Source organism: Devosia sp. P3_B2 (assembly GCF_056402875.1).
In genome coordinates this window covers 66583-92399 of the sequence record NZ_JBFUGO010000001.1, presented here as the reverse complement: position 1 = coordinate 92399, position 25817 = coordinate 66583, and the positions used below count along the sequence as shown (strand labels likewise).

The 25817-nt window shown below is 66.2% G+C and carries 24 protein-coding genes and 1 riboswitch; of the genes, 10 read left to right on the top strand and 14 right to left on the bottom strand.

The window, feature by feature from the left end:
• Positions 1 to 9 precede the first annotated feature (9 nt).
• On the top strand, positions 10 to 2214 hold the full coding sequence (locus tag AC1DV8_RS00485; protein ID WP_477148402.1) for a CHASE2 domain-containing protein: 2205 nt from the start codon (positions 10 to 12) through the stop codon (positions 2212 to 2214).
• A gap of 3 nt (positions 2215 to 2217) precedes the next feature.
• Here AC1DV8_RS00485 and AC1DV8_RS00480 read toward each other — a convergent pair whose 3' ends face one another.
• The 6 genes from AC1DV8_RS00480 to AC1DV8_RS00455 form a co-directional block, all read right to left on the bottom strand.
• Complete coding sequence (locus AC1DV8_RS00480) at positions 2218 to 3639, bottom strand: protein adenylyltransferase SelO (RefSeq protein ID WP_477148403.1); 1422 nt, start codon at positions 3637 to 3639, stop codon at positions 2218 to 2220.
• On the bottom strand, positions 3636 to 4829 hold the full coding sequence (locus tag AC1DV8_RS00475; RefSeq protein WP_477148404.1) for a class I SAM-dependent RNA methyltransferase: 1194 nt from the start codon (positions 4827 to 4829) through the stop codon (positions 3636 to 3638). Before AC1DV8_RS00475 ends, AC1DV8_RS00480 begins: the two co-directional genes overlap by 4 nt.
• A 46-nt stretch (positions 4830 to 4875) precedes the next feature.
• Positions 4876 to 7734: an FAD-binding and (Fe-S)-binding domain-containing protein gene (locus tag AC1DV8_RS00470; RefSeq protein ID WP_477148508.1), complete on the bottom strand. Its 2859-nt coding sequence runs from the start codon at positions 7732 to 7734 to the stop codon at positions 4876 to 4878.
• Between the two features lie 93 nt (positions 7735 to 7827).
• Positions 7828 to 9804, bottom strand: coding sequence for an NAD(P)-binding protein (locus AC1DV8_RS00465; protein ID WP_477156075.1), 1977 nt, complete (start codon positions 9802 to 9804; stop codon positions 7828 to 7830).
• Positions 9805 to 9878: 74 nt separating this feature from the next.
• Complete coding sequence (locus tag AC1DV8_RS00460) at positions 9879 to 10700, bottom strand: PadR family transcriptional regulator (RefSeq protein ID WP_477156074.1); 822 nt, start codon at positions 10698 to 10700, stop codon at positions 9879 to 9881.
• A 154-nt stretch (positions 10701 to 10854) separates the two neighbouring features.
• The gene (locus AC1DV8_RS00455; protein WP_477156073.1) at positions 10855 to 11661 is read right to left on the bottom strand and encodes an MBL fold metallo-hydrolase; all 807 of its coding nucleotides are present in this window, start codon (positions 11659 to 11661) and stop codon (positions 10855 to 10857) included.
• A 154-nt stretch (positions 11662 to 11815) separates the two neighbouring features.
• On the opposite strand from AC1DV8_RS00455, the gene AC1DV8_RS00450 reads away from it, so the two are divergent.
• Positions 11816 to 12379: a hypothetical protein gene (locus AC1DV8_RS00450; protein WP_477156072.1), complete on the top strand. Its 564-nt coding sequence runs from the start codon at positions 11816 to 11818 to the stop codon at positions 12377 to 12379.
• On the opposite strand, the gene AC1DV8_RS00445 is transcribed toward AC1DV8_RS00450, so the two are convergent.
• From AC1DV8_RS00445 to AC1DV8_RS00435, 3 genes are all read right to left on the bottom strand, one after another.
• Entirely contained in the window at positions 12376 to 12987 is a 612-nt protein-coding gene (locus AC1DV8_RS00445) for a hypothetical protein (protein ID WP_477148408.1), read from the bottom strand. The genes AC1DV8_RS00450 and AC1DV8_RS00445 overlap by 4 nt on opposite strands.
• A 113-nt stretch (positions 12988 to 13100) precedes the next feature.
• On the bottom strand, positions 13101 to 13658 hold the full coding sequence (rplS, locus tag AC1DV8_RS00440) for a 50S ribosomal protein L19 (RefSeq protein WP_477148409.1): 558 nt from the start codon (positions 13656 to 13658) through the stop codon (positions 13101 to 13103).
• 221 nt (positions 13659 to 13879) lie between these two features.
• Entirely contained in the window at positions 13880 to 14464 is a 585-nt protein-coding gene (locus AC1DV8_RS00435) for a HupE/UreJ family protein (RefSeq protein ID WP_477156071.1), read from the bottom strand.
• A gap of 34 nt (positions 14465 to 14498) precedes the next feature.
• Positions 14499 to 14691, bottom strand: a riboswitch (cobalamin riboswitch).
• Between the two features lie 99 nt (positions 14692 to 14790).
• On the opposite strand from AC1DV8_RS00435, the gene AC1DV8_RS00430 reads away from it, so the two are divergent.
• Both AC1DV8_RS00430 and AC1DV8_RS00425 read left to right on the top strand, forming a co-directional pair.
• Entirely contained in the window at positions 14791 to 15138 is a 348-nt protein-coding gene (locus AC1DV8_RS00430; RefSeq protein ID WP_477156070.1) for a hypothetical protein, read from the top strand.
• Positions 15139 to 15184: 46 nt separating this feature from the next.
• Positions 15185 to 15745 carry a copper chaperone PCu(A)C gene (locus tag AC1DV8_RS00425; RefSeq protein ID WP_477156069.1) on the top strand — a complete coding sequence of 187 codons (561 nt, stop codon included), beginning with the start codon at positions 15185 to 15187 and terminating at the stop codon, positions 15743 to 15745.
• Positions 15746 to 15753: 8 nt separating this feature from the next.
• Here AC1DV8_RS00425 and trmD read toward each other — a convergent pair whose 3' ends face one another.
• From trmD to AC1DV8_RS00400, 5 genes are all read right to left on the bottom strand, one after another.
• Entirely contained in the window at positions 15754 to 16434 is a 681-nt protein-coding gene (gene trmD / locus AC1DV8_RS00420; RefSeq protein WP_477156068.1) for a tRNA (guanosine(37)-N1)-methyltransferase TrmD, read from the bottom strand.
• Complete coding sequence (gene rimM / locus AC1DV8_RS00415; protein WP_477148414.1) at positions 16431 to 16970, bottom strand: ribosome maturation factor RimM; 540 nt, start codon at positions 16968 to 16970, stop codon at positions 16431 to 16433. The genes trmD and rimM overlap by 4 nt, the downstream gene beginning before the upstream one ends.
• A 3-nt stretch (positions 16971 to 16973) precedes the next feature.
• Entirely contained in the window at positions 16974 to 17378 is a 405-nt protein-coding gene (rpsP, locus tag AC1DV8_RS00410; protein WP_477148415.1) for a 30S ribosomal protein S16, read from the bottom strand.
• A gap of 30 nt (positions 17379 to 17408) precedes the next feature.
• Positions 17409 to 19013, bottom strand: coding sequence for a signal recognition particle protein (gene ffh / locus AC1DV8_RS00405; RefSeq protein ID WP_477156067.1), 1605 nt, complete (start codon positions 19011 to 19013; stop codon positions 17409 to 17411).
• Positions 19014 to 19272: 259 nt separating this feature from the next.
• Positions 19273 to 19758, bottom strand: coding sequence for a class I SAM-dependent methyltransferase (locus AC1DV8_RS00400; RefSeq protein WP_477156066.1), 486 nt, complete (start codon positions 19756 to 19758; stop codon positions 19273 to 19275).
• Positions 19759 to 19997: 239 nt separating this feature from the next.
• On the opposite strand from AC1DV8_RS00400, the gene AC1DV8_RS00395 reads away from it, so the two are divergent.
• The 6 genes from AC1DV8_RS00395 (at position 19998) to AC1DV8_RS00370 (ending at position 25776) form a co-directional block, all read left to right on the top strand.
• Positions 19998 to 20543, top strand: a complete 546-nt coding sequence (locus tag AC1DV8_RS00395) for a DUF2087 domain-containing protein (protein ID WP_477148418.1) — start codon at positions 19998 to 20000, stop codon at positions 20541 to 20543.
• A gap of 10 nt (positions 20544 to 20553) precedes the next feature.
• Entirely contained in the window at positions 20554 to 21441 is an 888-nt protein-coding gene (locus AC1DV8_RS00390) for an alpha/beta fold hydrolase (RefSeq protein WP_477156065.1), read from the top strand.
• A gap of 102 nt (positions 21442 to 21543) precedes the next feature.
• Positions 21544 to 22419 (top strand): diaminopimelate epimerase, encoded by an 876-nt coding sequence (gene dapF / locus AC1DV8_RS00385; RefSeq protein WP_477156064.1) that lies wholly within the window; start codon positions 21544 to 21546, stop codon positions 22417 to 22419.
• Positions 22419 to 23684, top strand: a complete 1266-nt coding sequence (gene mtaB / locus AC1DV8_RS00380; protein ID WP_477156063.1) for a tRNA (N(6)-L-threonylcarbamoyladenosine(37)-C(2))-methylthiotransferase MtaB — start codon at positions 22419 to 22421, stop codon at positions 23682 to 23684. Before dapF ends, mtaB begins: the two co-directional genes overlap by 1 nt.
• Positions 23684 to 25153 (top strand): signal recognition particle-docking protein FtsY, encoded by a 1470-nt coding sequence (ftsY, locus tag AC1DV8_RS00375; protein ID WP_477148422.1) that lies wholly within the window; start codon positions 23684 to 23686, stop codon positions 25151 to 25153. The genes mtaB and ftsY overlap by 1 nt, the downstream gene beginning before the upstream one ends.
• Positions 25150 to 25776: a septation protein A gene (locus tag AC1DV8_RS00370; protein WP_477148423.1), complete on the top strand. Its 627-nt coding sequence runs from the start codon at positions 25150 to 25152 to the stop codon at positions 25774 to 25776. Before ftsY ends, AC1DV8_RS00370 begins: the two co-directional genes overlap by 4 nt.
• Positions 25777 to 25817: the final 41 nt, after the last annotated feature.

The following is a 25817-nucleotide window of genomic DNA, read 5'->3' as shown; positions in this document are numbered from 1 at the left end:
CGCAACCCCATGCTCCGGCGCCTCATTCCTATCTTCGCCGGTCTCGTCGTCGTCGTCCTGCTGACGCTGCTGCGCATTGCCGACCCGTTCCCGGTACAGGTGCTCCGCGAAATCGCCTTCGATTTCTACCAGCGGCTCCACCCCCGTCCGCAGGGCGAATTCCCGGTCCGCGTCATCGACATCGACGAGAGGTCTCTCGCCGAGCTCGGCCAGTGGCCTTGGCCCCGCGATCGGCTCGCCACCCTCTCCGACCGGCTGACCGAACTCGGCGCCGCCGCCATCGGCTTCGACGTGCTGTTCCCCGAGCCCGACCGCATGTCGCCGAGCCGCATCGCCGCCACCCTGCCCGGCGTCGATGCCGCGACCCTGCCCGACTATGACGCCATCTTCGCCGCGTCGCTCTCGCGCGCCCCGGCCATTCTCGGCTTCTCGCTCACCCCCGCGGGCAAGCCGATGACTGGCGGCCCCAAGGGTGGCTTTGCCATTTCCGGCCCCGATCCGAGCGAGCGCATCCCCTATCTCAGCGGCACCGCCGCTCCGATCCCGATCCTGCGCGACGCCGCCCCCGGCCTTGCCGCCCTCAGCCTCAATTCCACCCTCTCGACCACCGCCGTCCGCCGCCTGCCGATGCTGTGGACCAACGGCTCGCAGCTGTTCCCGACGCTGTCGCTCGAAGCGTTGCGCATCGCCATGGGGGTCGGCGCGGTCGTCGTCTTCGGCGATACCGCTGCGGAGGGCTATGTCGAAGGCCTGAAGGTCGGCGATTTCAACATCCCGCTGACCTCCGAGGGTGACCTCTGGCTCTACTACAGCCGCCCGAACCCGGACATGATGGTCTCCGCCGCCGACCTGCTCGGCCGCAACTATCGGCAGCTGAGCGATCGCATCGCCGGCAATATCGTGCTGATCGGCACTTCCGCCTCCGGCCTCCTCGACATCCACAACACCACGCTGGGCGACAACGTCGCCGGCGTCACCATCCACGCCCAGGCCATCGAGCAGATCCTCTCCGGCACCTATCTCAGCCGTCCCGACTGGGTTGCCGGCCTCGAGATCGTCGGCTTCCTCGCTCTCGGCGCACTGCTGGTTACCGTGGTGCTGCTGCTCGGGCCGGTCGCCGGCCTCGCCGCCGGCGCGCTCTGCCTTGCCGGCGCCATCGGCGTCTCCTGGTGGCTGTTCCTCACCGACGGCATCATGCTCGATCCGAGCTTCCCGCTGGTCGGGCTGACCCTGCTCTACCTCGCCCTGGTCTTCTTCCGCTTCGTCACCACCGAGCGCGCCAAAAAGCAGATCCGCCGCGCCTTCGGCTACTACGTCGCGCCGTCGCTGCTCAGCGAAATCGAAAAGAACGGCGACCGGCTGAAGCTCGGCGGCGACCTGCGCCGCATCACCGTGCTGTTCTCGGATACGCGCGGCTTCACCTCGCTCAGCGAGCGGTTCGAGCCAGCCCGCCTGCTCGCCATCATCAACACGCTGTTCGGCGCGCTCGGCGCCGAGATCACCGGCCGGCTAGGCACCATCGACAAGTTCATCGGCGACGCCATCATGGCGTTCTGGAACGCGCCGGTCGATGTGCCCGACCATGAGCGCAAGGCGCTGCGCGCCGCTCTCGGCATGCGCCAGAAACTCGCCGAGCTCAACCGCCACGACGCCTTCCACCTGAGGGGCGGCAACGGCGTGCAGGAGCTGGGCATCGGTATCGGCATCTCCACCGGGGAGGCGCTGGTTGGCAACATGGGCCTCGAGACCCGCTTCGACTATTCGGCGCTCGGCGACACCGTCAACGTCGCGAGCCGCGTCGAAAGCGCCTGCAAGGAGGTCGCCTACGACATCCTCGTTACCGAGCCCGTCCGCCTCGCCGCCTCCGATTTCGCCATGCTCGAAGCCGGCGCCCTGGCGCTGAAGGGCAAGACCGAGCGCGTCGTCATCTACCTGCTCGTGGGCGATGCCGACCTCGCCAAGTCCGGCGCCTTCAGCCTGCTGAAGACCACCCATGCCGATGCCCTCGAGGCGCTCCGCACCGGCAAGGATACCCGCGGCGCGCTGGCCGAATGCATCGCGCTATCGGCCAAAGTCGAGCCTGGGCTGAAGAGGTTCTACGAGCAGCTGCCGACTCGCCGCACCGACTTCCTGTCGACGCTGACCACCGTGCCGCTCACCCCCGAGATCATCGGAGCCCCCGCCAACGACGTATCCGCCCGCGCCGAGGGCTGACCCTCAGCTGCCCGAATACGCCTCGCGCATCTCCTCGATCTCCCCCAGCGTCTCATACAGCGGCCGCCAGTTGTCCTCCTCGGCGATCGGCGCCCACAGCGCCTCCATCTCGTCGATCAGCATGGTCCGCGGCGTCGCCCGCTTGAAATACGGATGCTCGAGATTGGCGTCTGCCGCCCGCGGATGTGCCGCGATCAGCCCCCGCAACTTCTCGAACGCCTCGCTCCGATAGTGCTCCGCCGACGGGCTGGCGAACGCCCTCGCCTCGTCCCCGCCGCGCCAGTCGAAGAAGAACTGCTCATACGGTGCCTGCGTCGCATGCAGCGCCGCGAACACTTCCTGCACCAGCGCCGAATCCGCCTCCACCCCGAGCGACTCTAGCCCCAGCCGCTCCAGCATCGCCTGCCAGATCGAGCGCTGGAACGCCGGCCAGAAGCGGTTCAGCGCCGCTTCCAGCTCGTCATGCTCGCCCAGCGGCAGCAGCACCTCGGCCAGCCGCGTCAGGTTCCACGCCAATGTGTCGGGTTGCTTGCCGAATGCATACAGCCCCCACTCGTCGAAATATGCCGCCGTGAACGCCGGATCATAGGTCGGCAGGAACCGCCACGGCCCGTAATCGAAGCTCTCGCCGGTGATGTTGATGTTGTCGGTGTTGAGCACCCCGTGCACGAACCCCGCCGCGATCCACCGCGCGCCCGTCTCCGCCACTGCCTCGCTCACTGCACCCAGGAACTTCGCAGCCCGCCCGTTGTCGCCCTCGACCCACAGTTCCGGGTAGTAAGCCCGCACCGAATGGTCGAGCAGCCCCCGGAGCCGTTCCTCTTCCTTCAGGTAGCTCAGCCTTTGGAACGAGCCGATCCGCGTATGCCCATGTGAGAGCCGGACCAGCACTGATGACCGCGTCGGCGACGGCTCATCACCGCGCTGCAGCTCCTCGCCGGTCTCGATCAGGCTCAGCGATTTCGAGGTATTCACCCCCAGCGCCTCGAGCATCGCCGTCGCCAGCACCTCGCGCACCCCGCCCTTGAGGGTCAGCCGCCCGTCCCCACCCCGCGACCACGGCGTCCGCCCCGACCCCTTGGTCCCCAGGTCCATCAGCCGCCCGTCATTCAGATCCTCGAGCTGCGCATAGAGGAAGCCCCGGCCGTCGCCGAGCTCCGGATTGTAGGTCTGGAACTGATGCCCGTGATAGCGCAGCGCCAACGGCTCGCGGAACGACCCCGGCAAGGGCTCAAACTTGCCGAAATGGTTCACCCACTCCACGTCCGTCAGCCCATCCAGCCCCACCGAAGCCGCCGCCCGCTGGTTGCGGTAGCGCAGGATATGCTGCGGAAACTCGGCGGCTCTCACCTTGTCGAAGTAGCCCTCGCCGAGTTCGGCATGGGTGGTGCGGGGCTTGAATGGCGTCACTGTGGCAGCCCTCACCGCCGAAACACTCCGACGACCTCCACATGGGTCGACCAGGCGAACTGATCGACCGGCGTCACGCTTTCGATCCGATATCCGCCATCGATCAAGATCGCCGCGTCACGCGCAAACGTCTTCGGCTCGCACGACACCGCTACCACCGTCTTCACCTTGCTCCGCGCCAACTCCCTCGCCTGCGCCTCGGCGCCGGCGCGCGGCGGATCGAACACCACCGCGTCGAACGGGTTGAGCTCGATCGGCGCCAGCGGGTCGCGGAACAGGTCGCGCACCTTGGCCTCTACTGGCTTCAGCCCCTGCACGTGGTTGAAGGCCTTGACCAGTGCCGCAATACCCAGCCGGTCGCTGTCCGCGGCATAGACCCGCGCGCCCTCGGCCAGCCGCAGCGCGAACGGCCCGACCCCCGAGAACAGGTCGGCCACCGATTTCACCTTGCCGACACCCTCGACCACCAACTGCGCCAGCGTCTCCTCCGCCGCCGCCGTCGCCTGCAGGAAGCTCGCGGGCGGGATCTCAACCATGGCCTTGCCCATCCGGATGGATGGCGGATGCGCCATGAACACCGGGTCGCCATTGAAGGTCAGCCGCGCCAGCCGGTGCGTCCGCGCAAACTCGGCCAGCTGCGCCGGCTTCAGCTTCCGCTCCGACTTCACCGAGAGGTCGATGCCGGTGTCGCTGAGCGTGAAGCTCACGTCGCAATCCCCGGCGAGCGGCTGCAGCGCCCGCGCGATCCGCGGCGCGTGCTTGGACAGCGTCGGCACGAGGATCGGGCACGCATCGATGTCGAGCACCTCGTGGCTTTTCGCCCGCATATAGCCCGCGCCGGCCTTCCGCACATGCAGCGTCGCCCGCCGCCGTCCGGTGCCGGTCGCATCCACCAACGGCTTCACCACCGTCTCGACCTCGGCATGCTGCAGCGCGATCTCGACCAGGCTCCGCTTGAAGCTGGCGTAAGTCTCACGGTTCATGTGCTGCAGCGAACACCCGCCGCAAACCCCGAAATACGGGCTGATCGGCTCCGCCCGCGCATCGCTGGGCTCGATAACGCGCAGCAGCGTCCCGCGCTCCCCGTCGCGCGAAATCTCCACCCGCTCGCCTGGCAGCGTGAACGGCACATACACCCGTTCCCCGCCGATCTCCGCCACGCCGTCGCCGTGCTGCCCGATGCTATCGATAAGAACTTCTGTCATGGGGGCGCTCTAGCAGGCTTTTGGGCTACTGAACATGGCAGCCCCCTCAGCCCACCGGCTGGCTCACCCTCTCCAGCAAGCTCGCAATCGACACGAACGGTATTCCCATCCGCTCGCTCAACCCAGTCGCGCACGTCGACACCGTCGACAGGCCGATCTCGCACCCATCCGGGATCTGCGCCTTGCCGAACCGCGTGCCATGTTCATTGAGCTCCGGCACGAACAGCCCCTTGTCCCCGGCATAGCCGCAGCAGCTGATGGCATCGAGCACCACCACTTTCCCGGCGATCACCGCCGCCAGCACGTTGATCGCGTCTTGCTCCTTGAGCCGCTGCGCCGAGCAGTTGTGGTGCACCGCCACTGCCGGCAGCGGCCGCGTGATCTTCAGCCGCGGCAGGATTTCCTTGAGCAGGAACTCCGCCGAATCCATCACCGCCGCTTCGCCCGGATGCTCGCGCATATGCTTGGCGCAGGTCGAGGCATCGGTCACCACCGGCAGCGCTCCGGCCTTGCTCAGCCCATCAAGGGCTGCCCGGGTCGACCCGCCAACCCGCTCTGCCTCCGCCGGAAACCCCTTCGACAAGAACGGCTGCCCGCAGCACTGCCCATCGAGTTTTTCCGGCACCACAGGATCGAACCCCGCCCGCCGCATCAGCTCGAGCATCGCATCCGTCGTCGGCAGCAGCCCGTTCTCACGCGTCGGCGCCCCGAACATGCGCGTCGCGCAGGAGGGGAAATACACCACCTGCCCACGCGGCGCGTCCGGCACGTGCACCGGCTTCGGCGCCCCCGGTCCCACCCGCAGCGCCGGCGACAGTCGCGGGATCGCCCCACCCGTCATCTTGCGCGCCAACCCGGCCAGCGCATCGGTCGCGCCATCGCCGATAATGGTGCGCGAGAACGCCTGCGCCCCCACTGCCAGCTTCATGCCGCGCTCCACCGCCAGCGTGTGCCCGCCGACCAGGTGCGCTGTCTTCCGCTCTGCGTCGGTCCGCCGCCGCGCCCGTTCGCCGATCACCATCCTGCCGGTCTCGATCCCCACCGGGCAGCGCAGCGCACAGACATTGCCCGCCGCGCAGGTGGCGAGCCCGGCATACTCAAAACCCTCGTCCAACGCCTTGAGCCGCGCCGGGTCCTCACCGGTCGCGTGCAGTCGCGCCCGCTCGCGCGTCACTACGATGCGCTGTCGCGGGCTCATCGTCATGTGATGGCTCGGACAGGCCGGCTCGCAGAAGCCGCACTCGATGCACATGTCGACCACGTCGTCGGCCAGCGGCATCAGCTTCAGGTCGCGCACATGCAGCTGCGGGTCGGGATTGAGCAGCACGCCGGGATTGAGCAGCCCCTCGGGATCGAACAGCGCCTTGATCCGGTACATCACGCGATAGGCGCTCTGCCCCCATTCCAGCTCGACGAAGGAAGCAATCGCCCGCCCCGTGCCGTGCTCCGCCTTGAGGCTGCCGCCATAGGTCACCGAGACGAGTTCACCCAGCGCCACCGAGAACCGGTCGAACCGGTCCGCCTCCTCCGGGTTGGAGAAATCCGCCGCCATCTGGAAATGCAGGTTGCCCGCCAGCGCATGCCCGAACAGCACGCCATCGACATAGCCGTACTCGTCGAGAAGCTTCCGCATGTCGATGACGAAATCGGCCAGCTGGTCGACCGGCGCCGCGACGTCCTCGGTGAGCATCGTCGTGCCCTTGGGCCGCGTTGCCCCAAACATCGGAATGAAGCCCTTGCGCATGTCCCACAGCAGGTGCGCCCGTTCCGTGTCGTCGGCAAAATCGATGTCGGTAGCGCCCTCCTCGCTCAACACCGCGACCGCCGCCGCGATTTCCCGCTCCAGCGCCTCGGGGCTCTCCGCCGAAATATCGATCAGCATCGCCGGCGAGCTCTCGGTGAAGAACCTGAGATAGGGCTGCATCACCGGCAAATGCGTCACCGCCTCGAGCGCCCGCCGTTCCAGATACTCCGCCGCCGTCACCCCATGCGTCTGCTGGATACCGCCATTGGCGAGGCGCGAAATCGCCCGCCCACAGGAATAGGGATCGGGAAACGGGATCAGCCCGGTCACTTTGAACGGGTGCTCCGGAATGGTGTTGTAGGTCACCTCGGAAACGAACCCGAGCGTCCCCTCGGACCCGACGATCAGGTGGATCAGGATGTCGATGGGATCGTGGAAATCGACCAGCGCGTTGATCGAATAGCCGACGGTGTTCTTGATCCGGTATTTCTTCCTGATCAGCGCCACCAGCTCGGCATCGGCCATCACCTCGTGATGCAGCCGCTGCAGCCCCTCCAGCAGTTCTGCGTGCGAGCGGCGGAACGCCTCGATCGAGGCCGGATCCCCCGAGTCCAGCACCGTTCCGTCGACCAGCATCACCCTCAGCCGGGCCATCGTGTGGTAGGTGTTGTAGGCGACCCCGCAGCACATACCGGACGAGTTGTTGTTGACCACCCCGCCGATCTTGCAGGTGGCCTGGCTCGCCGGATCGGGCCCGAGCTTGCGATTGAACGGCTTCAGCGCCTTGTTGACGTTGGCGACGATGTTAGCCGGCCCCAGCGTCACCTGCTCGCCGCCCTCATGCACGGTGAGCTTCCGCCAGCCGTCGCCGAGCACCGCCAGTATCCCGTCGGTGATCGACTGGCCCGAGAGCGAGGTCCCGGCGGCCCGGAACGTCAGCGGCAATCCTTCGGCCCGCGCCGCCTCGATCACTGCGCGCACCTCGTCCTCGGTGTTGACGATCACCACCACCGCGGGCACCAGCCGATAGTGGCTCGCATCGCCGGAATAGGCGTAGGTCATCACCGGGTCGGTCATGATCCGGTCCTGGCGGATCACCTCCCGCAGCCGCGCCACCACCCCTCGCGTCGCCGCAGCCCGGTTCACCCCGATCGGGGCCATCTCGTTCACGTCCCTACCCGCCCTACTGTCTTGCCCTGGCATGTTAGTGCCATTCGCCGGGGCGAGATAGTCGGGCCCGCGCCGCGCGGTACGCTACGAGACGATTTCGACCTTATCGGCCGGCGGGCCGGGGAAGGTGGCAAAGCCGGTGATCACCCCGCCGCCGAGTAGTTCGTCGACCGCCCGCCCCGCCTGGTCGATAGCCGAATGCGCGTAGGCGTAGGCGCCCGAATCCGAGTTGGCGATGGCGATCCGCCCCCAGCCTTTGCGCGCCGTCTCGATCGGCAGCGGCCCATCCGGCCAGAACTGGTCCCACGGCCGCATGTACTCGAGCGCGTAGCCGTGACTCCAGCGGTTGCAGGTGATCGCCCCGATATCCCGCGCCGCGTCGAACCCCTTGTCGCCCAGCGCGCGGTTCAGCATGTCGCGCACCTCGCGCTCCATATCCTCGAAGCTGATCGCCGTAAGCGTCTGCCGTCCCATCGCCGCCTGCTCGCGGGCCGAGCTTCCCGGCTCCCCGGCCACCACGATCTTCGCCACATGCAGCAGCACCGGATCGGCCGGCCCCTCCGCGAACTTGTAGTCGCCGACGCTCACCGGAAAATCGATCGAGGCGCCCAGCCAGAACCCGCCCGGCGCCTCGAAACCGGAAATCCCCGCATCGGCAAAGGCCTGCCAGTTGTTGACCAGCACATTGGTGTAGATCAGCGGGATCTTCACCTGGTCATCCAGCGCTTCGATCTGCGCCTCACCGACCTCGTCGCTGAGATAGCGGATGATCCGGTGCCAGCACGCGAGCACCACCTGCTTGGCTCGCACGGTCCTCAGCTTTCCGTCCTCGACATAGGTCACGGTGACGCTCTCCGCCGAAGCCGGATCGCCATCGTGCTTCACCTTCACCACGCTGGCATTGAGCCGCAGGCGCGTGTCGTTCTCCGCCGCGTCGAGCGCATCATAGTCGAGCCGACCGTTGACCAGCTCTTCCATGCCCGTGCCGGCAAGCGCCTGGGGGATCAGCTTCCGCACCAGCGCCCGCGCCACACCGGCGTTCCCGTCGGGGAAGTGGTAGATGTAGTCGACCGGGTCGACCAGCACGAGCCGCCCCGACGGGCTCATCGTCTTGAACGGGTGCTCGCCCAGGTCCATGCCGCCGAACCCGGGGTTCCAGTTGCCCCAGGCATCGAGCGCAGTCACGCCGTCGATCCCCATGCCGAAATACTCGTGCGTCGACTCCTGGAAATAGGCCACCAGTTGCGGATCGTACCCGCAGATCCTGGTGAGGAAGTCGGCATAGGTGGTCTCGGCGAGGATCTTGAACTTTTCTTCCCGCGTCTTGCCCTTGAGATAGTCCGGCGGGGCGTCGATCAGCTCGATCAGGTTCGTCTGCGCCTTGGCGTTCAATGGCGTCTGCGGCACCCAGTCGGCGGCGACCTCGGTCTGCACCACTAGCCTGTCTTCGCCGAACACCTCCTTGCGGAACAACGTCGCATCGCCGAGGCCATGCCGCTCATACCAGCCGCTGTCGTAGTAGCTCTCGAACTTGTCGAGCTCGACCCCCACATCGGCCAGCACTTCCATGACCAGCGGCGAAAAGAAGCTCGGTGTCTGCAGCGACTGGCTGCCGCCGTAGCCGATCACCGTCCTGCCATTCGCCGTGGTGAACTCGTTGCGCTGCGCATGCCCGCCGAAATCGGCATTGTTCTCGAGGATCAGCACCCTGCCCGGCTTGTGCTTCTGATAGAGCTGCGCCGCGGCCAGCCCCGAAATGCCGCCGCCAACCACCACCAGGTCGTAGCTTTCACCGGTTGCCTCGGGTGCTCCGGCACTATCCCAGAACGTGCCGTCGCGCAGTGAGTGCGCCACGCCCATTGCCGTTTCGGAGTGTCCGCGCAGTTGCCCCGCCGCCGGCGGATAGGCCGAGGGAGCGGCGGCCTGCGCAGCGTCGGCGCCGAGGCCCAGCTGCGCCGCCGCCACACCACCGACGGTCAGCGCCACCCCGTTGAGGAAATCCCGCCGGCTGATCAGCCGGTCCATCCCCAGTTCACGATCACGCTCGGACCAGTCCGCCATAGTAAAAACTCCCGCCGCTCATTCTGCCTCAAGCATCGGAGCAGGCGGGAGTTCTTGTCAATCACGGCAATATCTTAGCCGAGGTCGATGTCCGTGGCGTCCTCATCAAAGCCGCCGCGAATTTCCTGCGCGGCGCGGCGAAGAATCTCCGCCACTCGACGGTCGTCCTCGGGACCGCGCCGGATCGCTTCCTTGATCGCCTTCTTCAGCGCCTTGCGCGCTTCGTTCACTTCCGGCGCCACGTCGTCGATATCACGGTCGGGCCGGGCTGGGCGCTCGGGCCGGTCGGGTCGTCCCGGATGCTCCGGATGCGGCGGCGGGCCGCCGCGATCGCCGAACCAGCCGCCCCGGCCAAACTCCCGCCCCATGCCGCGAAATCGGCTGCGGAACTGTTCCGCCTCCTCCGGCGTGAAGGGAAAGTCCTGGCTCGCCATCCGCTCGCGCAGATGCTCCATGCCCGAGCCGGCCTTGGCGAGAAAATCCAGCGTCGACGCGATCGCCTCGCGATTGTCGTTGAGGTGCGTCCGGCCCTCGTCGGTGATGGTGTAGAGCTTCTTGTTGCCCTCGGCGGCCGAGGTCACATACCCCGCCTCCTCGAGATAGGTCAGCGCCGGATAGACGATGCCCGGGCTCGGCGAATAGAAGCCGTGCGAATGCTCCTCGATCGCCTTGATAAGGTCGTACCCATGCCGCGGCCGCTGCTCGATCAGGAACAGCGCCACGAGCCGCAGGTCGCCCGAGGCGAGCATCCGCCCGATACGGAAATTGCCTCCGAACCCGCCCCAGTCGCCGGGATTGATGCCGCCTTCGAAGTTGCCGAATTTGCGAAACCCGCGCCGCGCCATGGCCTCCATGCGCCGCCAGTTCCGGTCCCACCTATGGTCGTGATCATGCATGACTGCACTCCAAGATATATCTTACGATAGCCGCAAGATATGCCTCGACCACGGAGCGTTCAAGATAGCTCTCAAGATATATCTTAAGTCAGCGATACTGCCTTGATCCTCCTCCGCGTGGCGGCGGAGGGGGCGGCCACAAGCACGAAGCGAGCTACCCCGCGATCGCCTTCACATACCGCTCCGCCGAAGCATGCACCCGCGCCTTCGCATCCGTCGTCATTACCCGATCCCACCACGCCGAGTAGATGCGGTCATACGCAAACCCCTCAACGCAGCCGACGATTCGGTTCACCTCGCGCGCCGGCAGCGGGATCAGGTTGGGATAGGAGTACATGAAGCTCACCCAGCGCGTGTCCGGCACCACCATGATGGTGTCGCCGGTCATCAGCACGCCCTTGCCGTCCTCGCCCGGCCAGTGCAGCGCCGTCGAGCCCTCGAAATGCCCGCCGCAACGCACCAGCGTCACCCCCTGCCCCAGGTCCAGCCGCTCGCCGTTCCAGTACTTCACCCGCTCCGACGTCCGCATCACATACTGCCGGTTCGCCTCATGGATATGGATCGGCACCCCACCCAGCGCCTCCGACCAATCGACCATCGAGGAATAGAAATGCGGATGCGAAATCGCCATCGCCCGCACCCCGCCCAGCTCCTTTATCCGGGAAACCGCCTCATCAGTCACCAGCGGCGTACAATCCCACAGGATGCCCCCGCCCGGCTGCCGGATCAGCAACATCCGCTGCCCGATGGCAATCTGCGGCGTCGCCCCGATACCGACGAGCCCCGGCTCCTGTTCCTTGAACTCGATCGTGTGCTTGGCTTGCAACTCCGCCAGCGTCGTCCACCGCTGCCCGGCCGCCGTCACATACTGCCGCTCGTCATCACAGATCGCACACCGCTCCGGCGGCGTCTCCGACGGTGCATGGCCAACGCCACAGGTGACGCAGATGAAGGATTGCATCGGAAATCTCCGGTTCGAAAAGCTGCCGGAGCAATTGTTAGCGGAGTCGAGCGCGCCTGGGCACCCAACTGGGTCAAATCACCCCTCGCCTTCGCGGGTTGCCTGTCGATGCGCTCCCAGCCAAAGTCACTCCGCCAACTGGGGGGATAGGGCAATGCTGAAAGCTGTGCTGTTTGCGGGATGCGCTCTGCTTCTGTCGGCGACTTCAGTGGTCGCGGCGACGTTGATTGTCGAGCCTGCCGACACCCAGCCCCTGCCACGGCCCGAAATACCGCCTCCGCCAAGTGGCGAGCTGGTTCGCACCATCAAGGACGGCAGCGGAACCACGAAGATCGACGTCAGCGGTAAAGGAGCGGTGTTGTGCACCTGGAGCATCCTGACTGCAGTACAGGCAACCACCGAGGCATGTGGCTGGAAACGCCTTCCCGTCGATGCTGCGATAGATGCCGCCATCGCCGACATGGACAAGTACATCATCGACAACATGCCGACGCCGATAACCCAAGGCGATCTCGATGAACAGAAGCGGCACGACCGTGAAGGTGTTTGGGGAGTGGCAGCCGACCAGATCGCGTTGATGTGCGAACTCAGTTCGGAAACCGATACCTACGCAAACTTCGCCTCAGGCATGCGGCAGATCGACCCGGCGACTTTGGCCACGAGTATCCAGGACACGCTCTCAATCCCCCGCGAGCCAGTCATGAACCCCTGCCTTTAAGCCACCAGTCCCTTCCAAACCTCAAGCTCGTCCAGCGTCTCGCCCGCTCCCGCCAGTGCGAACTGGTAGATGTCGAAGCTCCCCACCATCACGCCGTAATAGCCCGGCCGCTCCCGCGCCTCGTGCTTGAGCCTGAGGATCAAATCCCGGTCGCAGTTCGAGAGGTCCGCGCGCAAATTCGCGTCCCGGGCCTGGCGCACGGCGAAATCGAAGGGCTCCCAGCCCCAGATGTCGCACTTCCATTCATTGCCGGCGAAATCCTTGAACTCGATGCCCCAGTAGAGCCCGGCGCCGAGCGGATGCGGGTCGACATAGTCGTTGAGGAAGCTCGCCTTGTGCAGTTGTAGCCCGGCCCGGTCGAACTGGATGGCGATGTCCGCGGCGAGCCCGGCCCACTCGGCCCAGCGTTCCGCCTCGCACGGCATGTGGATGTCGATGTCGCGCCACACCATCAGGTCGTAGCCGGCGCTGCCGGTCACCACCGCCTCGCCGAAGCGGGCATTGAGCAATTCGAGCAGGCCGGTCTCAACCAGCACGTTGCGGGTCTCGTTGCGGAGTTCGGCGGCCAGCCGCGCCCTCTCTTCTGCGTCCTGAAGAGCTGCGTCCATTCCAAATGTCCCTCTTTGGAATCCGTCCCGGGGCATCCCGACCCCGGAATCAAAAGCCCGGCTCGTGAGCCGGGCTGAAAATCTAGTGACGTAAGCGCCGAAACTGTGGCGACTTACTCGGCCTTGGGCTCGGCGGCAGCCTCGGTCGCAGCAGCAGCCTCGGCGGCAGCAGCAGCGGCGGCCTCGGCGGCGTCCTTCTCGGCGAGTTCCTTCGCCAGTGCCTCGGCGGCGGCGATCTTCTCAGCCTCGCGGGCGTTCTTGGCTTCGATGGCGGCTTCGCGCTCACCAGCCTCGATCTTCTTGGTACGGGCGCCGACGTTCTCGAAGATACGGGCGGCCTTACCGCGACGGTCGCGCAGGTAGTAGAGCTTGGCGCGACGCACCTTGCCGCGCTTGATCACTTCGACGCGGTCGATGTTCGGCGAGAGCACCGGGAACACGCGTTCCACGCCTTCGCCGTACGAAATCTTGCGCACGGTGAAGCTTTCCATGATGCCGGTGCCGGAGCGGGCGATAACCACGCCCTCATAGGCCTGCAGGCGTTCCTTGTCGCCTTCGCGGATCTTCACCCAAACCTTGACGGTATCGCCATGGGTAAATTCCGGATGGGCGCCCTTGGCGAGCAGCTTCTCGTGCTGCTCCTGATTGAGCTGTTCGATGATGTTCGACATCTGATGTTCCGTTCGTCTTTTTCAAAGGAGCGTTTCGCCGGCTTTCGCCGACCGCCCGGTCTTGGTTGCACGGATTTTTATGCATTATTGGCCGAGCCGAAGCTCAAGCGAGCGGGGCTATAGATGAAGAAAGCCCGCGAGTCTAGAGCAGGTCTAGGGCTCGCGGGCCTTTGATGTCACTTCGATGTCAGCCGCGCGACACTAGTCGCTGCGGACGAGGCTCAGAGCCAGCCAGCCAGCACCCCGACACCGCCCAGCGCGAACACGCCGCCCGCCACCTGCGCAACCGTCTTGCTGTACTTGCCGACGAGCTTCGATACGCCCATCGCCGCCCCGATACCCGCCGCGTGCAGCAGCGCGGTCGCGACGATAAAGCCCGCCGCATACTCGAAGCCCGAGGCATCGACCGGCATTTCGGCGCCATGCGCGTGGCCGTGGAAGACCGCAAACACCCCGACCAGGGCCGAAGCCGCCACCACCGGCATCGGCCGGCCGAGCGCCGCGACGCCGCCGATCACCACGCTCGACAGCGCAATTCCCAGCTCCACGAACGGCACGTCGATCTGCCCGACGCCGAGCATGAAGCCTACCGCCATCATGCCCACGAAGCTCAGCGGCACCAGCCACAGCGCCTTGCCGCCCAGCACGTAGGCGAACACGCCCACCGCCACCATGGCGAGCACGTGGTCGAGGCCACCCACCGGGTGCATGAAGCCATGCAGGACCCCGGAGGCGTCGCCGTGCCCGGTATGGGCGAAGGCGGCCGTCGGAACAGCAATGAGCAGAAGAGCCAGTAGCGCGCGCATAAATATCTCCATCTCGGGACCCACCGTCCCGCTCGCGTATGTTTCACTGACGGCCGGTCTCCTGGCTCCGGGCATCTCCCACTCCGCCTTCCCAGTCGCAAACCAGTGGCACGCTGAGTGGAAGTCAGGCCCGTTACAGTCGCGGGGGCGGCGCCGGCATCGCCCGAAGGCCACCGGCTTCCCGTTTCACGCATCACCCGATGCGCACCGTCGCCTTATCTCTGTCAGGTCTGGGTAGCGAGATCAACGGCAAGCCGCGCATTTGCCGCATGACGCGGCACCTCCTCCTGCGCTAGAGGAGCAACGTCCAACCGGGATAGCCGCCAGTGCTGAATGCGCGAAACATGGGAATCGAGGTGCTGCGCGCGGCTGTCGTGCTGGCGCTGATCTTCCTCAGCTTCGCCCACACACCGGTCACCGCGGCTACCACCGGCCCCGACGTGCTCACCGCCGCGCTCGACCTCAGCTATTGCGGCGACCTCCCGGACGAGCCCAAGTCGCACGCTCCCTGCCACGCCTGCCGCATCGGCGCCGGCGCCGACCTGCCCCCGCCTTGCACCCTCGCCCTCCCGGCCACCCTCGTCGCCACGGTTGCCTATGGCGCGATGCCGGTGCTGGTCCGACCGGCCACCTCCATCCGCCCCTTCGACGCCCGCGGACCACCTCTCGCCTGATCTTCCTCGCCTCGAATTCCCCAATTCCATTCGAAAGATCAGTTCAATGAACCGTCTCCTCATCCCGGCCCTGCTGGGCCTTGCCCTCGTCGCCACCCCGGCCTTTGCTCACAATGGCCTCATCCACGAGGGTTGCCCCACCGGCCAGGTGTTCACCGCCGGCGACCTCACCATCACTGGCGCCTACACCCGCGCCATGCTGCCCAAGGCCCAGGTTTCCGGCGGCTACCTCACCATTGAGAACAAGGGCAGCAGTGCCGATCGCCTGCTCGGCGGCAGCACCCAAGCCGCCAAAACCGTCCAGGTTCACCAGATGAAGATGGAGGGCGACATGATGAAGATGGGCGAAGTCGAAGGCGGCCTCGAAATCCCCGCCGGCGGCACTGTCGCGCTCTCCCCGGGCGGCGACGCCTATCACCTGATGCTCATGGGTGTCGGCACGCCGTTCGAAGAGGGCCAGTGCCTGCAGCTGACGCTGAAGTTCGAGAAGGCCGGCGAGGTGCCGGTTGTGCTCAACATCGGCGGCGCCGCAGCCGACGCTGCGCCCGAGGGCGAGATGAGCATGCCGATGGATCACTCGGACCACCAGATGGCCCCGGCGCAGTAAGCCCGGCGCTACCTCAGCAGATCCGGCCGGCGCGCCCGCGTGAGCTTCTCGCTCTCGGCGCGCCGCCACTTCTCCACCTTGCGGTGGTCGCCCGACGTCAGCACCGCCGGGATCTCGCGCCCCTCAAACAGCTGTGGCCGCGTATATTGCGGGTATTCCAAGAGCCCGTTCTCAAAACTCTCGTCGGCATGGCTCTCCGCCGCACCCAGTACCCCGGGGATCAGCCGCACCACCGCCTCGAGCAGCACCATGGCCGCGACCTCGCCGCCGGCGAGCACATAATCGCCGATCGAGACTTCCTCGAGCTGCCTGGCCTCGATCACCCGCTGGTCGATCCCCTCGAACCGCCCGCAAACGATCACCGCCCCCGGCCCCACCGCCAACTCGCGCACACGCTCCTGCGTCAGCGGCTTGCCGCGCGGCGACATCAGCAGCCGCGGCCGAGCATCGCCTTCCGGCGACACCGCGTCGATGGCTTTCGCGAGAATGTCCGGCTTCAGCACCATCCCGGCGCCGCCGCCCGATGGGGTATCGTCCACCGTCCGGTGCCGGTCGGTGGCAAAATCGCGCAGCTGGGTGGTCGAAAGGCTCCACAACCCATCCGCCATGCCACGGCCGATCACCGAGGCGCCCAGCGGCCCCGGGAACAGTTCCGGAAAGAGCGTGATGATGTGAGCCGAAAAGCTCAATCGGGTTCTTCTTCGCCCGGATCCGCCTCGATCGGCGGATCGATCAGCAGATACCCGTCCTTGACCCGCACCTCCGGCACAACGGTCTTGGAGAATGGATAGAGATAGGTATCGCCCGAGCGCGGATCGCGGATTTCGAGCAGGTCGCCGGCGCCGAAATTGGGCACCGCCATCACCTCGCCGATCTCCGAGCCGTCCGACAATCGGGCTTTCAGCCCGATCAGGTCGGCATGGTAGAAATCGTCTTCGTCGTCCGGCTCCGGCAGCAGCGCGCGATCGACATAGAGTTCGACCCCGTTGAGCTTTTCCGCTGCGTTCCGGTCGTTCACCCCCTCGATACGCGCCACGAGCACATTCGTCGTGGTGCGCGCCGAGAGGATTTTGATCGTCAGCCCCGGCTTGTCGGTCGACAGCGGGCCATAGGAAACCAGCGCCAGCGGGTCCTCGGTGAAGGACTGGATGCGCACTTCGCCCTTGATCCCATGGGCCGCGCCAATGCGGCCCATGAGGAGCTTGTTGTCGCCCGCTTGCGCCACGGCTTACTCGGACGCGGCTTCGGCTGCCGGCTCTTCAGCGGCGGGAGCGGGAGCGTTCTTGGCTTCCTCGGCGGCGGCAGCGGCAGCAGCCTTCGCCTCGGCGCGCTCGGTCGCCTTCTTGCCCGGCACGGCCTTCTCGGGGTTGTTGCGCGCTTCGCGCTTCAGCAGGCCCGCGGCGTCGAAGAAACGGGCGACGCGGTCGGTCGGCTGGGCGCCGACGCTCAGCCAGTGGGTGGCGCGCTCGGTGACGAGGTTTACGCGCTTTTCCTTGTCGGCGAGCTTGGGGTCATAGGTGCCGATCTTCTCGATGAAGCGGCCATCGCGCGGCGAACGGGCATCGGCGACGACGACGTGGTAGTAGGGGCGCTTCTTGGTGCCGGCGCGGGCAAGGCGGAGTTTCAGCGACATAGGTTCAGTCCTTTGAGTTGATTTCGTCTGTTACTTTTTCTTCGGCACGAAGCCGCCACCGAGGCCCGGAAGGCCAGGGAAGCGCGGCGCGCCGCCAAGCCCGGGAAGTCCCGAGCCGGATTTGAGCAGCTGGCCGACATCGGTCGGCAGCTTGTTTTCAGTGAGTTGCTTCGGCGGAGCCGCCTGCTGCGGAATCGCCGCCGGGTCGATGCCCATACGACGCGCCAGCGCCTCGAGTTCCTTGGGGTCCATGGTGGACGGGTCCGGCATGTTGCCGAGCCCCGGCATCATCCCGCCCATCTTGCCGCCGAACATGCCGGCGAGCGAGCCCATGCCGCCCTTCGACACCTTCTTCATCATGTCCGCCATCTGGCGGTGCTGCTTCATCAGCTTGTTGACGTCTTCGACCTTGGTGCCCGAGCCATTGGCGATGCGGATGCGCCGCTTGGCGTTCAGCAGGTCCGGGTTCGCCCGCTCCGCCTTGGTCATCGAGTTGATGACGGCGATCTGCCGGTCGAACACCTTCTCGTCGATATTGGCGCCGGCCATCGCCTTCTTCATCTGGCCCATGCCCGGCATCATGTTCATGAGCGAACCCATGCCGCCCATCTTCTTCATCTGCAGCAGCTGGCCGCGCAGATCCTCCAGGTCGAAGACGCCCTTCTTGAGCTTCTTCGCCATCTTCTGCGCGTCTTCGGCAGTGACGTTCTGCGCCGCCTTCTCGACCAGGCTGACAATGTCGCCCATGCCGAGGATGCGGTCGGCGATGCGCGAGGGATGGAAATCCTCGAGCGCATCCACCTTTTCGCCGGTACCGAGCAGCTTGATCGGCTTACCGGTCGCCGCCCGCATCGAAAGCGCGGCGCCGCCACGGCCATCGCCGTCGACACGCGTCAAAACGATACCGGTGATATCCACCCGCGCATCGAACGAACGCGCCAGGTTCACCGCGTCCTGGCCGGTCAGCGAGTCCGCGACCAGGAGGATTTCGTGCGGATCGGTAGCGGCCTTCACCGCCGCCGTCTCTTCCATCAGCTCTTCGTCGATATGCGTGCGACCCGCCGTATCGAGGATCAGCACGTCATAGCCGCCGAGCTTGCCCTCGCGCTGCGCGCGCCTGGCGATATCGACCGGCTTTTCGTTCTGCTGGATCGGCAGCGTATCGACGCCAATCTGCTCGCCGAGCACCCTGAGCTGCTCCTTCGCCGCCGGGCGGCGATCGTCGAGCGAGGCCATCAGGACCTTCTTGCCCTGACGCTCCTTCATCCGCTTCGCCAGCTTGGCCGAAAGCGTGGTCTTGCCCGCGCCCTGCAGGCCCACCATCAGCATGGTCATCGGCGGCGTGGTGTTGAAGTCGATCGGCACCTGCGTTTCGCCGAGCACCTTGACCAGCTCGTCGTGGACGATCTTGACCACCTGCTGGCCCGGCGTCACCGAGCGGGTAACCTCCGCGCCAACGGCGCGCTCGCGCACCTGCTCGACGAACGCCCGCACCACTTCCAGCGACACGTCGGCCTCGAGCAGCGCCCGGCGCACTTCGCGCAGCGCCGCATCCACGTCGCTCTCGTTAAGAGCGCCGCGGCCCCTGAGGCCCTCGAAGATTTTCCCAAGCCGGTCGCTAAGGCTTTCGAACATTTTTGTTCCTTTGGTTCCGCAGCATGGATGCCTCGGACCCGGAGATAGGTAGTCTTGGTCGATCCCGCCATCCGAGGACGGCGCCATCGGCGCAAACGCCAAACCCACCCGAGGGCGCATCGCGCTGTCGGGTGTTAGCCTCCGGGATCTCTTTATACCTTTGCGGGTCCCGGTCGGCAGTCAGGCGTTCGAACCTGATGAATTGTCGCGGTCGATAGAGAGGAAATGGGGCGGAGTCAAGGAAGAGGGCGCACTGCCCTCAAGCGATCCGCCGCCCTTGCACGGCAACGATACCCTCGACGAGCAGAGTATCGACCTCGAACCCCACGCCAACGAGGCTCGCTGCAGCCTGCATAGCAAATCGCTCCGCAGTACGGATAGCCGGCGCCTCCAGCACGAGCACGATCCGCCCACCTACCTTCAGCACTTTGCGGAACGCGGGCGCCCAGCCAAGGTCGGCATGCCGCGGAAAATCGACGTTCACCGCCAACGCCGCATCGAATGTGCCGAGGTCGAGCGTCTCGAACTCGCTTTCGAACGCCGTCAGCCGCCCGAGGCCGGCGTTCCGCTTGATGCAGGCCTCGACCATCTTGCCCGAGCGATCGACCGCGACGACGTCGGCGCCCGCGGCAAGCACCAGGCCGGTCGCGATCCCGTGCCCGCAACCGATTTCCAGCACGCTTTCGCCGCGCCTCGGCGCCAGCAATTCCACCGCCCAGCGATGACGTTTCGCGATCTCCGCCAAGCGCGACTCCCCTTTTCGCAACGAAATAACCCGGCCGAACGTGACCTGAACATGGCCGTTGCCCGCTTTCCCCAGCAGCGCTACATCTTGGCCGGGTCTGCAGTTCACCCAGGCGTCGCCGCCCCATCCGGGGAGCTAAACCTGCCTCGTATCCGAGCCCAGCACTTATCCCCGTGCCAACTCGCAAGCCGGCGGCCACGACATCTCCTCCGGGGGATTGGCACTACGAGGATGAGTTGATGTCCAGAACCGCTGTCCCCCTCCGGGTGGACGACCTGTCGCCCTTCGCCAAGACGCTCCGCCAGAGCCTCTCACAACACGAAGGCATCCCCAGCCATGTCGAACTGCTGAACCTGCTGGCGAAAGCCGCCGGCTTCTCAAACTACCAGCACCTGCGCGCCGATGCCGGCACCGCCGGCCGCCTGGCCAGCGCGGCCGAAGCGGCACCCCGTGCTGACCTCACACAGGTCGAGAAGGCGGCGCGCTATTTCGACGATGGCGGCGTGCTGCAAAGCTGGCCGGCCCGCTTCAATCTGCAGCTGCTGTGCCTCTGGGTGCTGTGGTCGCGCCTGCCGCCCGATACCAGCTACACCGAACGCGAGATCAGCGACCTCTTGCGCGATTGGCACGAGTTCGGCGACCACGCGCTGCTCCGCCGCGCCATGTACGAAGCCAAGCTCGTCGACCGCACCATCGACGGCCGCGACTACCGCCGCATCGAGCAAGCCCCGCCGCCCGAGCTCAAACCGCTGCTCGCCCACCTCGCCGCCCGCGCGGCCGGCTGAGGCAACGGCAATGTCTCACGTGAATCACACCGCCCTCGCGGCAGGGCCTGAGCCCAGGCGTATCGAGACCGCGCTCGGGCCGGTCGAGTGCGCCGACACCGGCAGCGGTCCGGCGATGATCTGCCTGCATGGCGCAATGGGCGGCTGGGACCAGTCCTTGCTGCTCGGTCGTGCGCTGCTTTCCGGACCGGACCGCTTCCGCATCCTCGCGCTGTCGCGACCTGGCTATCTGGGCACGCCGCTGTCTACGGGCGCGACGCCAGATCAGCAGGCCGACGCTTTCGCCGCCCTGCTCGACGGGCTGGGGATCGATACGGCCTGGGTCGCGGCGATTTCGGGCGGCGGACCTTCAGCGCTGGCCTTCGCGCTCAACCACCCGGATCGCTGCCGCGGCCTCATCATGGTGTCGGCTCCCACCGGGCAGCACGCGCCGCCGGTCAACACCGGCTCACGGTTGCGCACCATGGCGTTCCTCGTACGTATCCCCGGCGTTGCGGCACTACTGCGTCGCAGGGCAACAAGATCCGATCCCGATCGGACCGCGCGGCGGGCAATCGCCGATCCTGCGCTGCTCCAGCGGACCCTCGCCAACTTCGAAGCCGTGGCAATGCTGGCGGCTGTACGGGTGAGCATTGCCGACCGGCTGGTCGACCGCATCCCGGGCACCTTGTCCGACATCGCCGGGAACGCCGATATGCTGCCCTTCCCCTTCGAGCGGCTCACCGTGCCCGTACTCGGTGTCTATGGGGATGCCGACGCCGTCGTCGCTCATCACCACGGCGAAGCCCTGCTCAGCTCACCGCACGCCCGACTGGTGACATTGAAGGGCGGCGAACACTTTGCCCTCTTCACCCACCTCGAGGACGTGCGGCATGAGGTCGAAGCCTTCATCCGTTGACGCGTACCCGGCAACGATCGGCAAGGTCTGCGCCCCGCCACTGGCAATTTGGCGTCACTTCCGCCATATACACCCACAACTGAGACCCAGCAGGTCACGCATATGTCCACGGCCCCATTCCTCAAGATGAACGGGCTCGGCAACGAGATCATCGTCGCCGACATGCGTGGTCGTGCCGATCGCGTTACCCCAGCCGCCGCCGTAGCCATCAATGCCAACCCGGCCACCCGCTACGACCAGATCATGGCCATCCATGATCCGCGTACCCCGGGCACCGCCCATTACATCGAGATCATCAACTCCGATGGCTCGCTGGCCCAGGCCTGCGGCAACGGCATGCGCTGCGTCGTGCAGGCGCTCTCGGCCGAGACCGGCCAGAAGCACTTCGTCTTCGAAACCCTCGCCGGCATTTTGACCGGCGATGAGCACGCGGATGGCCTCATCACCGTCGACATGGGCAAGCCCCGTTTCGGCTGGGAAGAGATCCCGCTGGCCGAGGAGTTCTACGACACCACTGGCATCGAGCTCCAGATCGGGCCGATTGATGCACCCGTGCTGCACACCCCGTCAGTCGCCTCGATGGGCAACCCGCACGCCACTTTCTGGGTCGAGGACGACGTCTGGAACTACGCGCTCGATCGCTTCGGCCCGCTGCTAGAGAACCACCCGATCTTCCCCGAGCGCGCCAATATCTCCATCGCCCAGGTCGTCGCCCCCGATCACATCATCCTTCGCACCTGGGAACGCGGCGCCGGCCTGACCCGCGCCTGCGGCACGGCCGCCTGCGCCGCCCTGGTCAATGGCGCCCGCACCCATCGCACCGGCCGCAAGGCCACTGTGACCCTCCCCGGCGGCGATCTCGTCATCGAGTGGCGCGCCGACGACCATGTGCTGCTCACTGGCCCGGCCGAGTTCGAGTTCTCCGGCACCTTCGAGCCCTTCACCGGCACCTGGACCCGGGACCAGGTGGACGCCTGATGTCCATCGAAACGCTGACATTCGGCTGTCGCCTCAACGCCTATGAAGGCGAAGTAATGAAGGCCGAAGCCGAAAAGGCCGGGCTCGACAACACCATCATCATCAACACCTGTGCCGTCACCGCCGAAGCCGTCCGGCAGGCCAAGCAAGCCATCCGCAAGGCCAAGCGCGACAATCCCGAGCGCCGCATCATCGTCACCGGCTGCGCCGCGCAAACCGAAGCGCGCTCCTTCGGCGACATGACCGAAGTCGATCTCGTCATCGGCAATGCCGACAAGCTGAAGTCGGAAAGCTATGCCCCCATAGCATTCGGCCTGCCCCTCAACGACAAGGTCCAGGTCAACGACATCATGTCGGTCAAGGAGACCGCCGGTCACCTGATCGAGGCCATGGACGGCCGCACCCGCGCCTTCGTCCAGGTCCAGAACGGCTGCGATCACCGCTGCACCTTCTGCATCATCCCGTTCGGCCGCGGGCCGTCGCGGTCAGTGCCAATGGGCCTCGTCGTCGAGCAGATCAAGAAGCTCGTCGGCAATGGCTACCGCGAGGTCGTGCTCACCGGCGTCGACATCACCTCCTACGGCCCCGACCTGCCGGGCACCCCCACCCTCGGCAAGCTGGTCCAGCAGATCCTGCGCCACGTCCCTGACCTGCCGCGGCTGCGCATCTCGTCGATCGACTCGATCGAAGCAGACGAGGCCTTCTATGACGCCATAGCGTCCGACCGCCGCCTGATGCCGCATCTGCACTTGAGCCTGCAGTCGGGCGACGACATGATCCTGAAGCGCATGAAGCGCCGGCACCTCCGCGACGATGCCTTTGCCGTGGTCGACAAGCTCCGCTCGCTCCGCCCGGACATCGTCTTCGGCGCCGACATCATTGCCGGCTTCCCCACCGAGACCGATGAGATGTTCGAGAACTCGCTCGAGTTCATCGAAACCGCCAACCTCACCTACATCCACGCCTTCCCCTATTCGCCCCGCCCCGGGACGCCGGCGGCCCGCATGCCGCAGGTGGACAAGCGCGTGGCCAAGGAGCGCGCCGCACGCCTCCGCGCCCTCGGCGAAGCCCAGTTCGAAAAGCTCGCCGCCTCCCGGATCGGCCAGATCGAGTCCATCCTGGTCGAAAAGGACGGGATCGGACGCCAGGAGCAGTTCATTACCTGTTCATTGCCCGGTCATCAGGCCGGTGAAATTGTGACAGCCCGTATTACCCATTTCGCGGATGGCAACCTCGTCGGCGAACCACTGAGGACCGCTGCCTGATGGCCGAAAAGAAAAAGGGCTTCTTCCAGCGCCTGTTCGGCGGCGGCGACGCCCCGCCGCCGGCCCGCGAGCACTCGGTCGCCGAAGACCTGGAAGCCGACATCGTCCTCGACGAGGTCGTCGAAGCCGCCCCCCTCGTCCTGCCGCCCGACCAGGAGATCGCCCTCGAAGAGGCAATGCACGACGCTGGCATGACCATCGAGGGTCCCGCTCCGGCGGCCCCGCCCGCGCCGCCTGCTCCTCCGGAGCCGCCTTCGAAGCCCGAACCCACCGTCGAAGACGAACTCGTCGCCGACATCATCCTCGACGACATCGTCGAAGCCGCGCCGCTCGTGCTGCCGCCCGATCAGGAAATCGCGCTCGAAGAAGCGCTGCACGATGAAGGCCTGACGATCGAAGCACCGGTCGAGGAAGTCGCCCCCGAGCCGCCCGCCGGCCCGCCCGAGGCGACGCCCGCCTATATCGAGGAAATCGAGGAACAGCAGGCCCCCGAACCTGCACCGATCCTACCGGTTCCGACCCCTGTCGCCCCCACCGAGCCGCCGAAAAAGCAGGGCTGGCTGCAGCGTCTCGCCTCCGGCCTGAAGCGGTCGTCCGACCAGCTCACCGGCTCGATCGCCGCCGTCTTCACCAAGAAGAAGCTCGATCAGGCGATGCTCGATGACCTCGAGGACATCCTGATCCAGTCCGATTTCGGCGTCGACATGGCGACCACCGTCACCGAGGCACTGCGCCGCGACCGCTTCGACCGCGACATCTCGTCGGACGAAGTCCGCGAGGTGCTGGCCACCGAGATCGTCAATGTGCTCGAGCCCGTCGCCCAGCCGCTCAACATCGATGCCGGCCAGAAGCCTTACGTCATCCTGATGGTCGGGGTGAATGGCACCGGCAAGACCACCACCATCGGCAAGCTCGCGAGCCTCTACGGCGCGCAAGGCAAGAAAGTAATGCTCGCCGCCGGCGACACCTTCCGCGCCGCTGCGATCGAGCAGCTGCAGGTCTGGGGCCAGCGCACCGGCGCCCCCGTCGTCACCAAGCCCGCCGGCTCCGACGCTTCCGGCCTCGCCTACGAGGCGGTGGAACGCGCCAAGGCCGAGGGCGCCGACATCCTCATTATCGACACTGCCGGGCGCCTGCAGAACCGCGATGAGTTGATGAGCGAGCTCGAAAAGATCATCCGCGTCATCAAGAAGGTCGAGCCGTCGGCGCCGCACGCCACGCTCCTCACCCTTGACGCCACCACCGGCCAGAATGCCCTTAATCAGGTCGAAATCTTCGGCAAACGTGCCGGCGTCACCGGGCTGGTCATGACCAAGCTCGATGGCACGGCGCGCGGCGGCATCCTTGTGGCCATCGCCAGCAAGTTCGCCCTGCCTGTACACTTTATCGGCGTCGGCGAAGGCGTCGACAACCTAGAGGCGTTCGCGGCCCGCGACTTCGCCGCCGCGATCGCGAGGACTGCACAATGACCGACGACAGCAAGCCAGCCGAAGTGAACTGGCACGAGCTCCGCCCGCAGATCGTCAAGATCGCGCTCGAACTCGGCCCGCTGCTGGTGTTCTTCTTCGTCAACGCCAACTACGACATCTTCACCGCCACCGCCTGGTTCATGGGCGCCATGGTGGTGTCGCTGGTGCTCAGCTGGCTGATCCTGAAGAAGGTCGCCATCATGCCGCTGGTCACCGGCGTCGTGGTGCTGATCTTCGGCTCGCTCACGCTGCTGTTGAAGGACGACACCTTCATCAAGATGAAGCCGACCATCGTCGACACCCTGTTCGGCGTCACCCTGCTGGGCGGGCTCATCTGGGGCCAGTCGCTACTGAAATACGTCTTCGGCGACGTCTACAAGCTGAAGCCCGAAGGCTGGCGCCGGCTCACCATCAACTGGGGCCTGTTCTTCCTGTTCCTCGCTGTCGCCAACGAGGTGGTCTGGCGCATGTTCGACACCAATTTCTGGGTGGCGTTCAAGGTCTGGGGCGTCATGCCCATCACCATCGTGTTCTCGATGCTGCAGCTGCCGCTGCTCACCAAGTACGCGCCCGATCCCAAGGAGCCCATCGAGGTCATCCCCCCGATGGACCCGCTGCCGTAATCCACCCCCGCCTGGCGGGGGAGGCGGACCACCCGAAGGGT

Coding starts and splice junctions, on each gene's coding strand:
- AC1DV8_RS00485 (WP_477148402.1), top strand. CDS start 10: ATGCTCCGGCGCCTCATTCCTATCTTCGCCGGTCTCGTCGTCGTCGTC.
- AC1DV8_RS00475 (WP_477148404.1), bottom strand. CDS start 4,829: ATGACAGAAGTTCTTATCGATAGCATCGGGCAGCACGGCGACGGCGTG.
- AC1DV8_RS00470 (WP_477148508.1), bottom strand. CDS start 7,734: ATGGCCCCGATCGGGGTGAACCGGGCTGCGGCGACGCGAGGGGTGGTG.
- AC1DV8_RS00465 (WP_477156075.1), bottom strand. CDS start 9,804: ATGGCGGACTGGTCCGAGCGTGATCGTGAACTGGGGATGGACCGGCTG.
- AC1DV8_RS00460 (WP_477156074.1), bottom strand. CDS start 10,700: ATGCATGATCACGACCATAGGTGGGACCGGAACTGGCGGCGCATGGAG.
- AC1DV8_RS00455 (WP_477156073.1), bottom strand. CDS start 11,661: ATGCAATCCTTCATCTGCGTCACCTGTGGCGTTGGCCATGCACCGTCG.
- AC1DV8_RS00450 (WP_477156072.1), top strand. CDS start 11,816: ATGCTGAAAGCTGTGCTGTTTGCGGGATGCGCTCTGCTTCTGTCGGCG.
- AC1DV8_RS00445 (WP_477148408.1), bottom strand. CDS start 12,987: ATGGACGCAGCTCTTCAGGACGCAGAAGAGAGGGCGCGGCTGGCCGCC.
- rplS (WP_477148409.1), bottom strand. CDS start 13,658: ATGTCGAACATCATCGAACAGCTCAATCAGGAGCAGCACGAGAAGCTG.
- AC1DV8_RS00435 (WP_477156071.1), bottom strand. CDS start 14,464: ATGCGCGCGCTACTGGCTCTTCTGCTCATTGCTGTTCCGACGGCCGCC.
- AC1DV8_RS00425 (WP_477156069.1), top strand. CDS start 15,185: ATGAACCGTCTCCTCATCCCGGCCCTGCTGGGCCTTGCCCTCGTCGCC.
- rpsP (WP_477148415.1), bottom strand. CDS start 17,378: ATGTCGCTGAAACTCCGCCTTGCCCGCGCCGGCACCAAGAAGCGCCCC.
- ffh (WP_477156067.1), bottom strand. CDS start 19,013: ATGTTCGAAAGCCTTAGCGACCGGCTTGGGAAAATCTTCGAGGGCCTC.
- AC1DV8_RS00395 (WP_477148418.1), top strand. CDS start 19,998: ATGTCCAGAACCGCTGTCCCCCTCCGGGTGGACGACCTGTCGCCCTTC.
- AC1DV8_RS00390 (WP_477156065.1), top strand. CDS start 20,554: ATGTCTCACGTGAATCACACCGCCCTCGCGGCAGGGCCTGAGCCCAGG.
- dapF (WP_477156064.1), top strand. CDS start 21,544: ATGTCCACGGCCCCATTCCTCAAGATGAACGGGCTCGGCAACGAGATC.
- mtaB (WP_477156063.1), top strand. CDS start 22,419: ATGTCCATCGAAACGCTGACATTCGGCTGTCGCCTCAACGCCTATGAA.
- ftsY (WP_477148422.1), top strand. CDS start 23,684: ATGGCCGAAAAGAAAAAGGGCTTCTTCCAGCGCCTGTTCGGCGGCGGC.
- AC1DV8_RS00370 (WP_477148423.1), top strand. CDS start 25,150: ATGACCGACGACAGCAAGCCAGCCGAAGTGAACTGGCACGAGCTCCGC.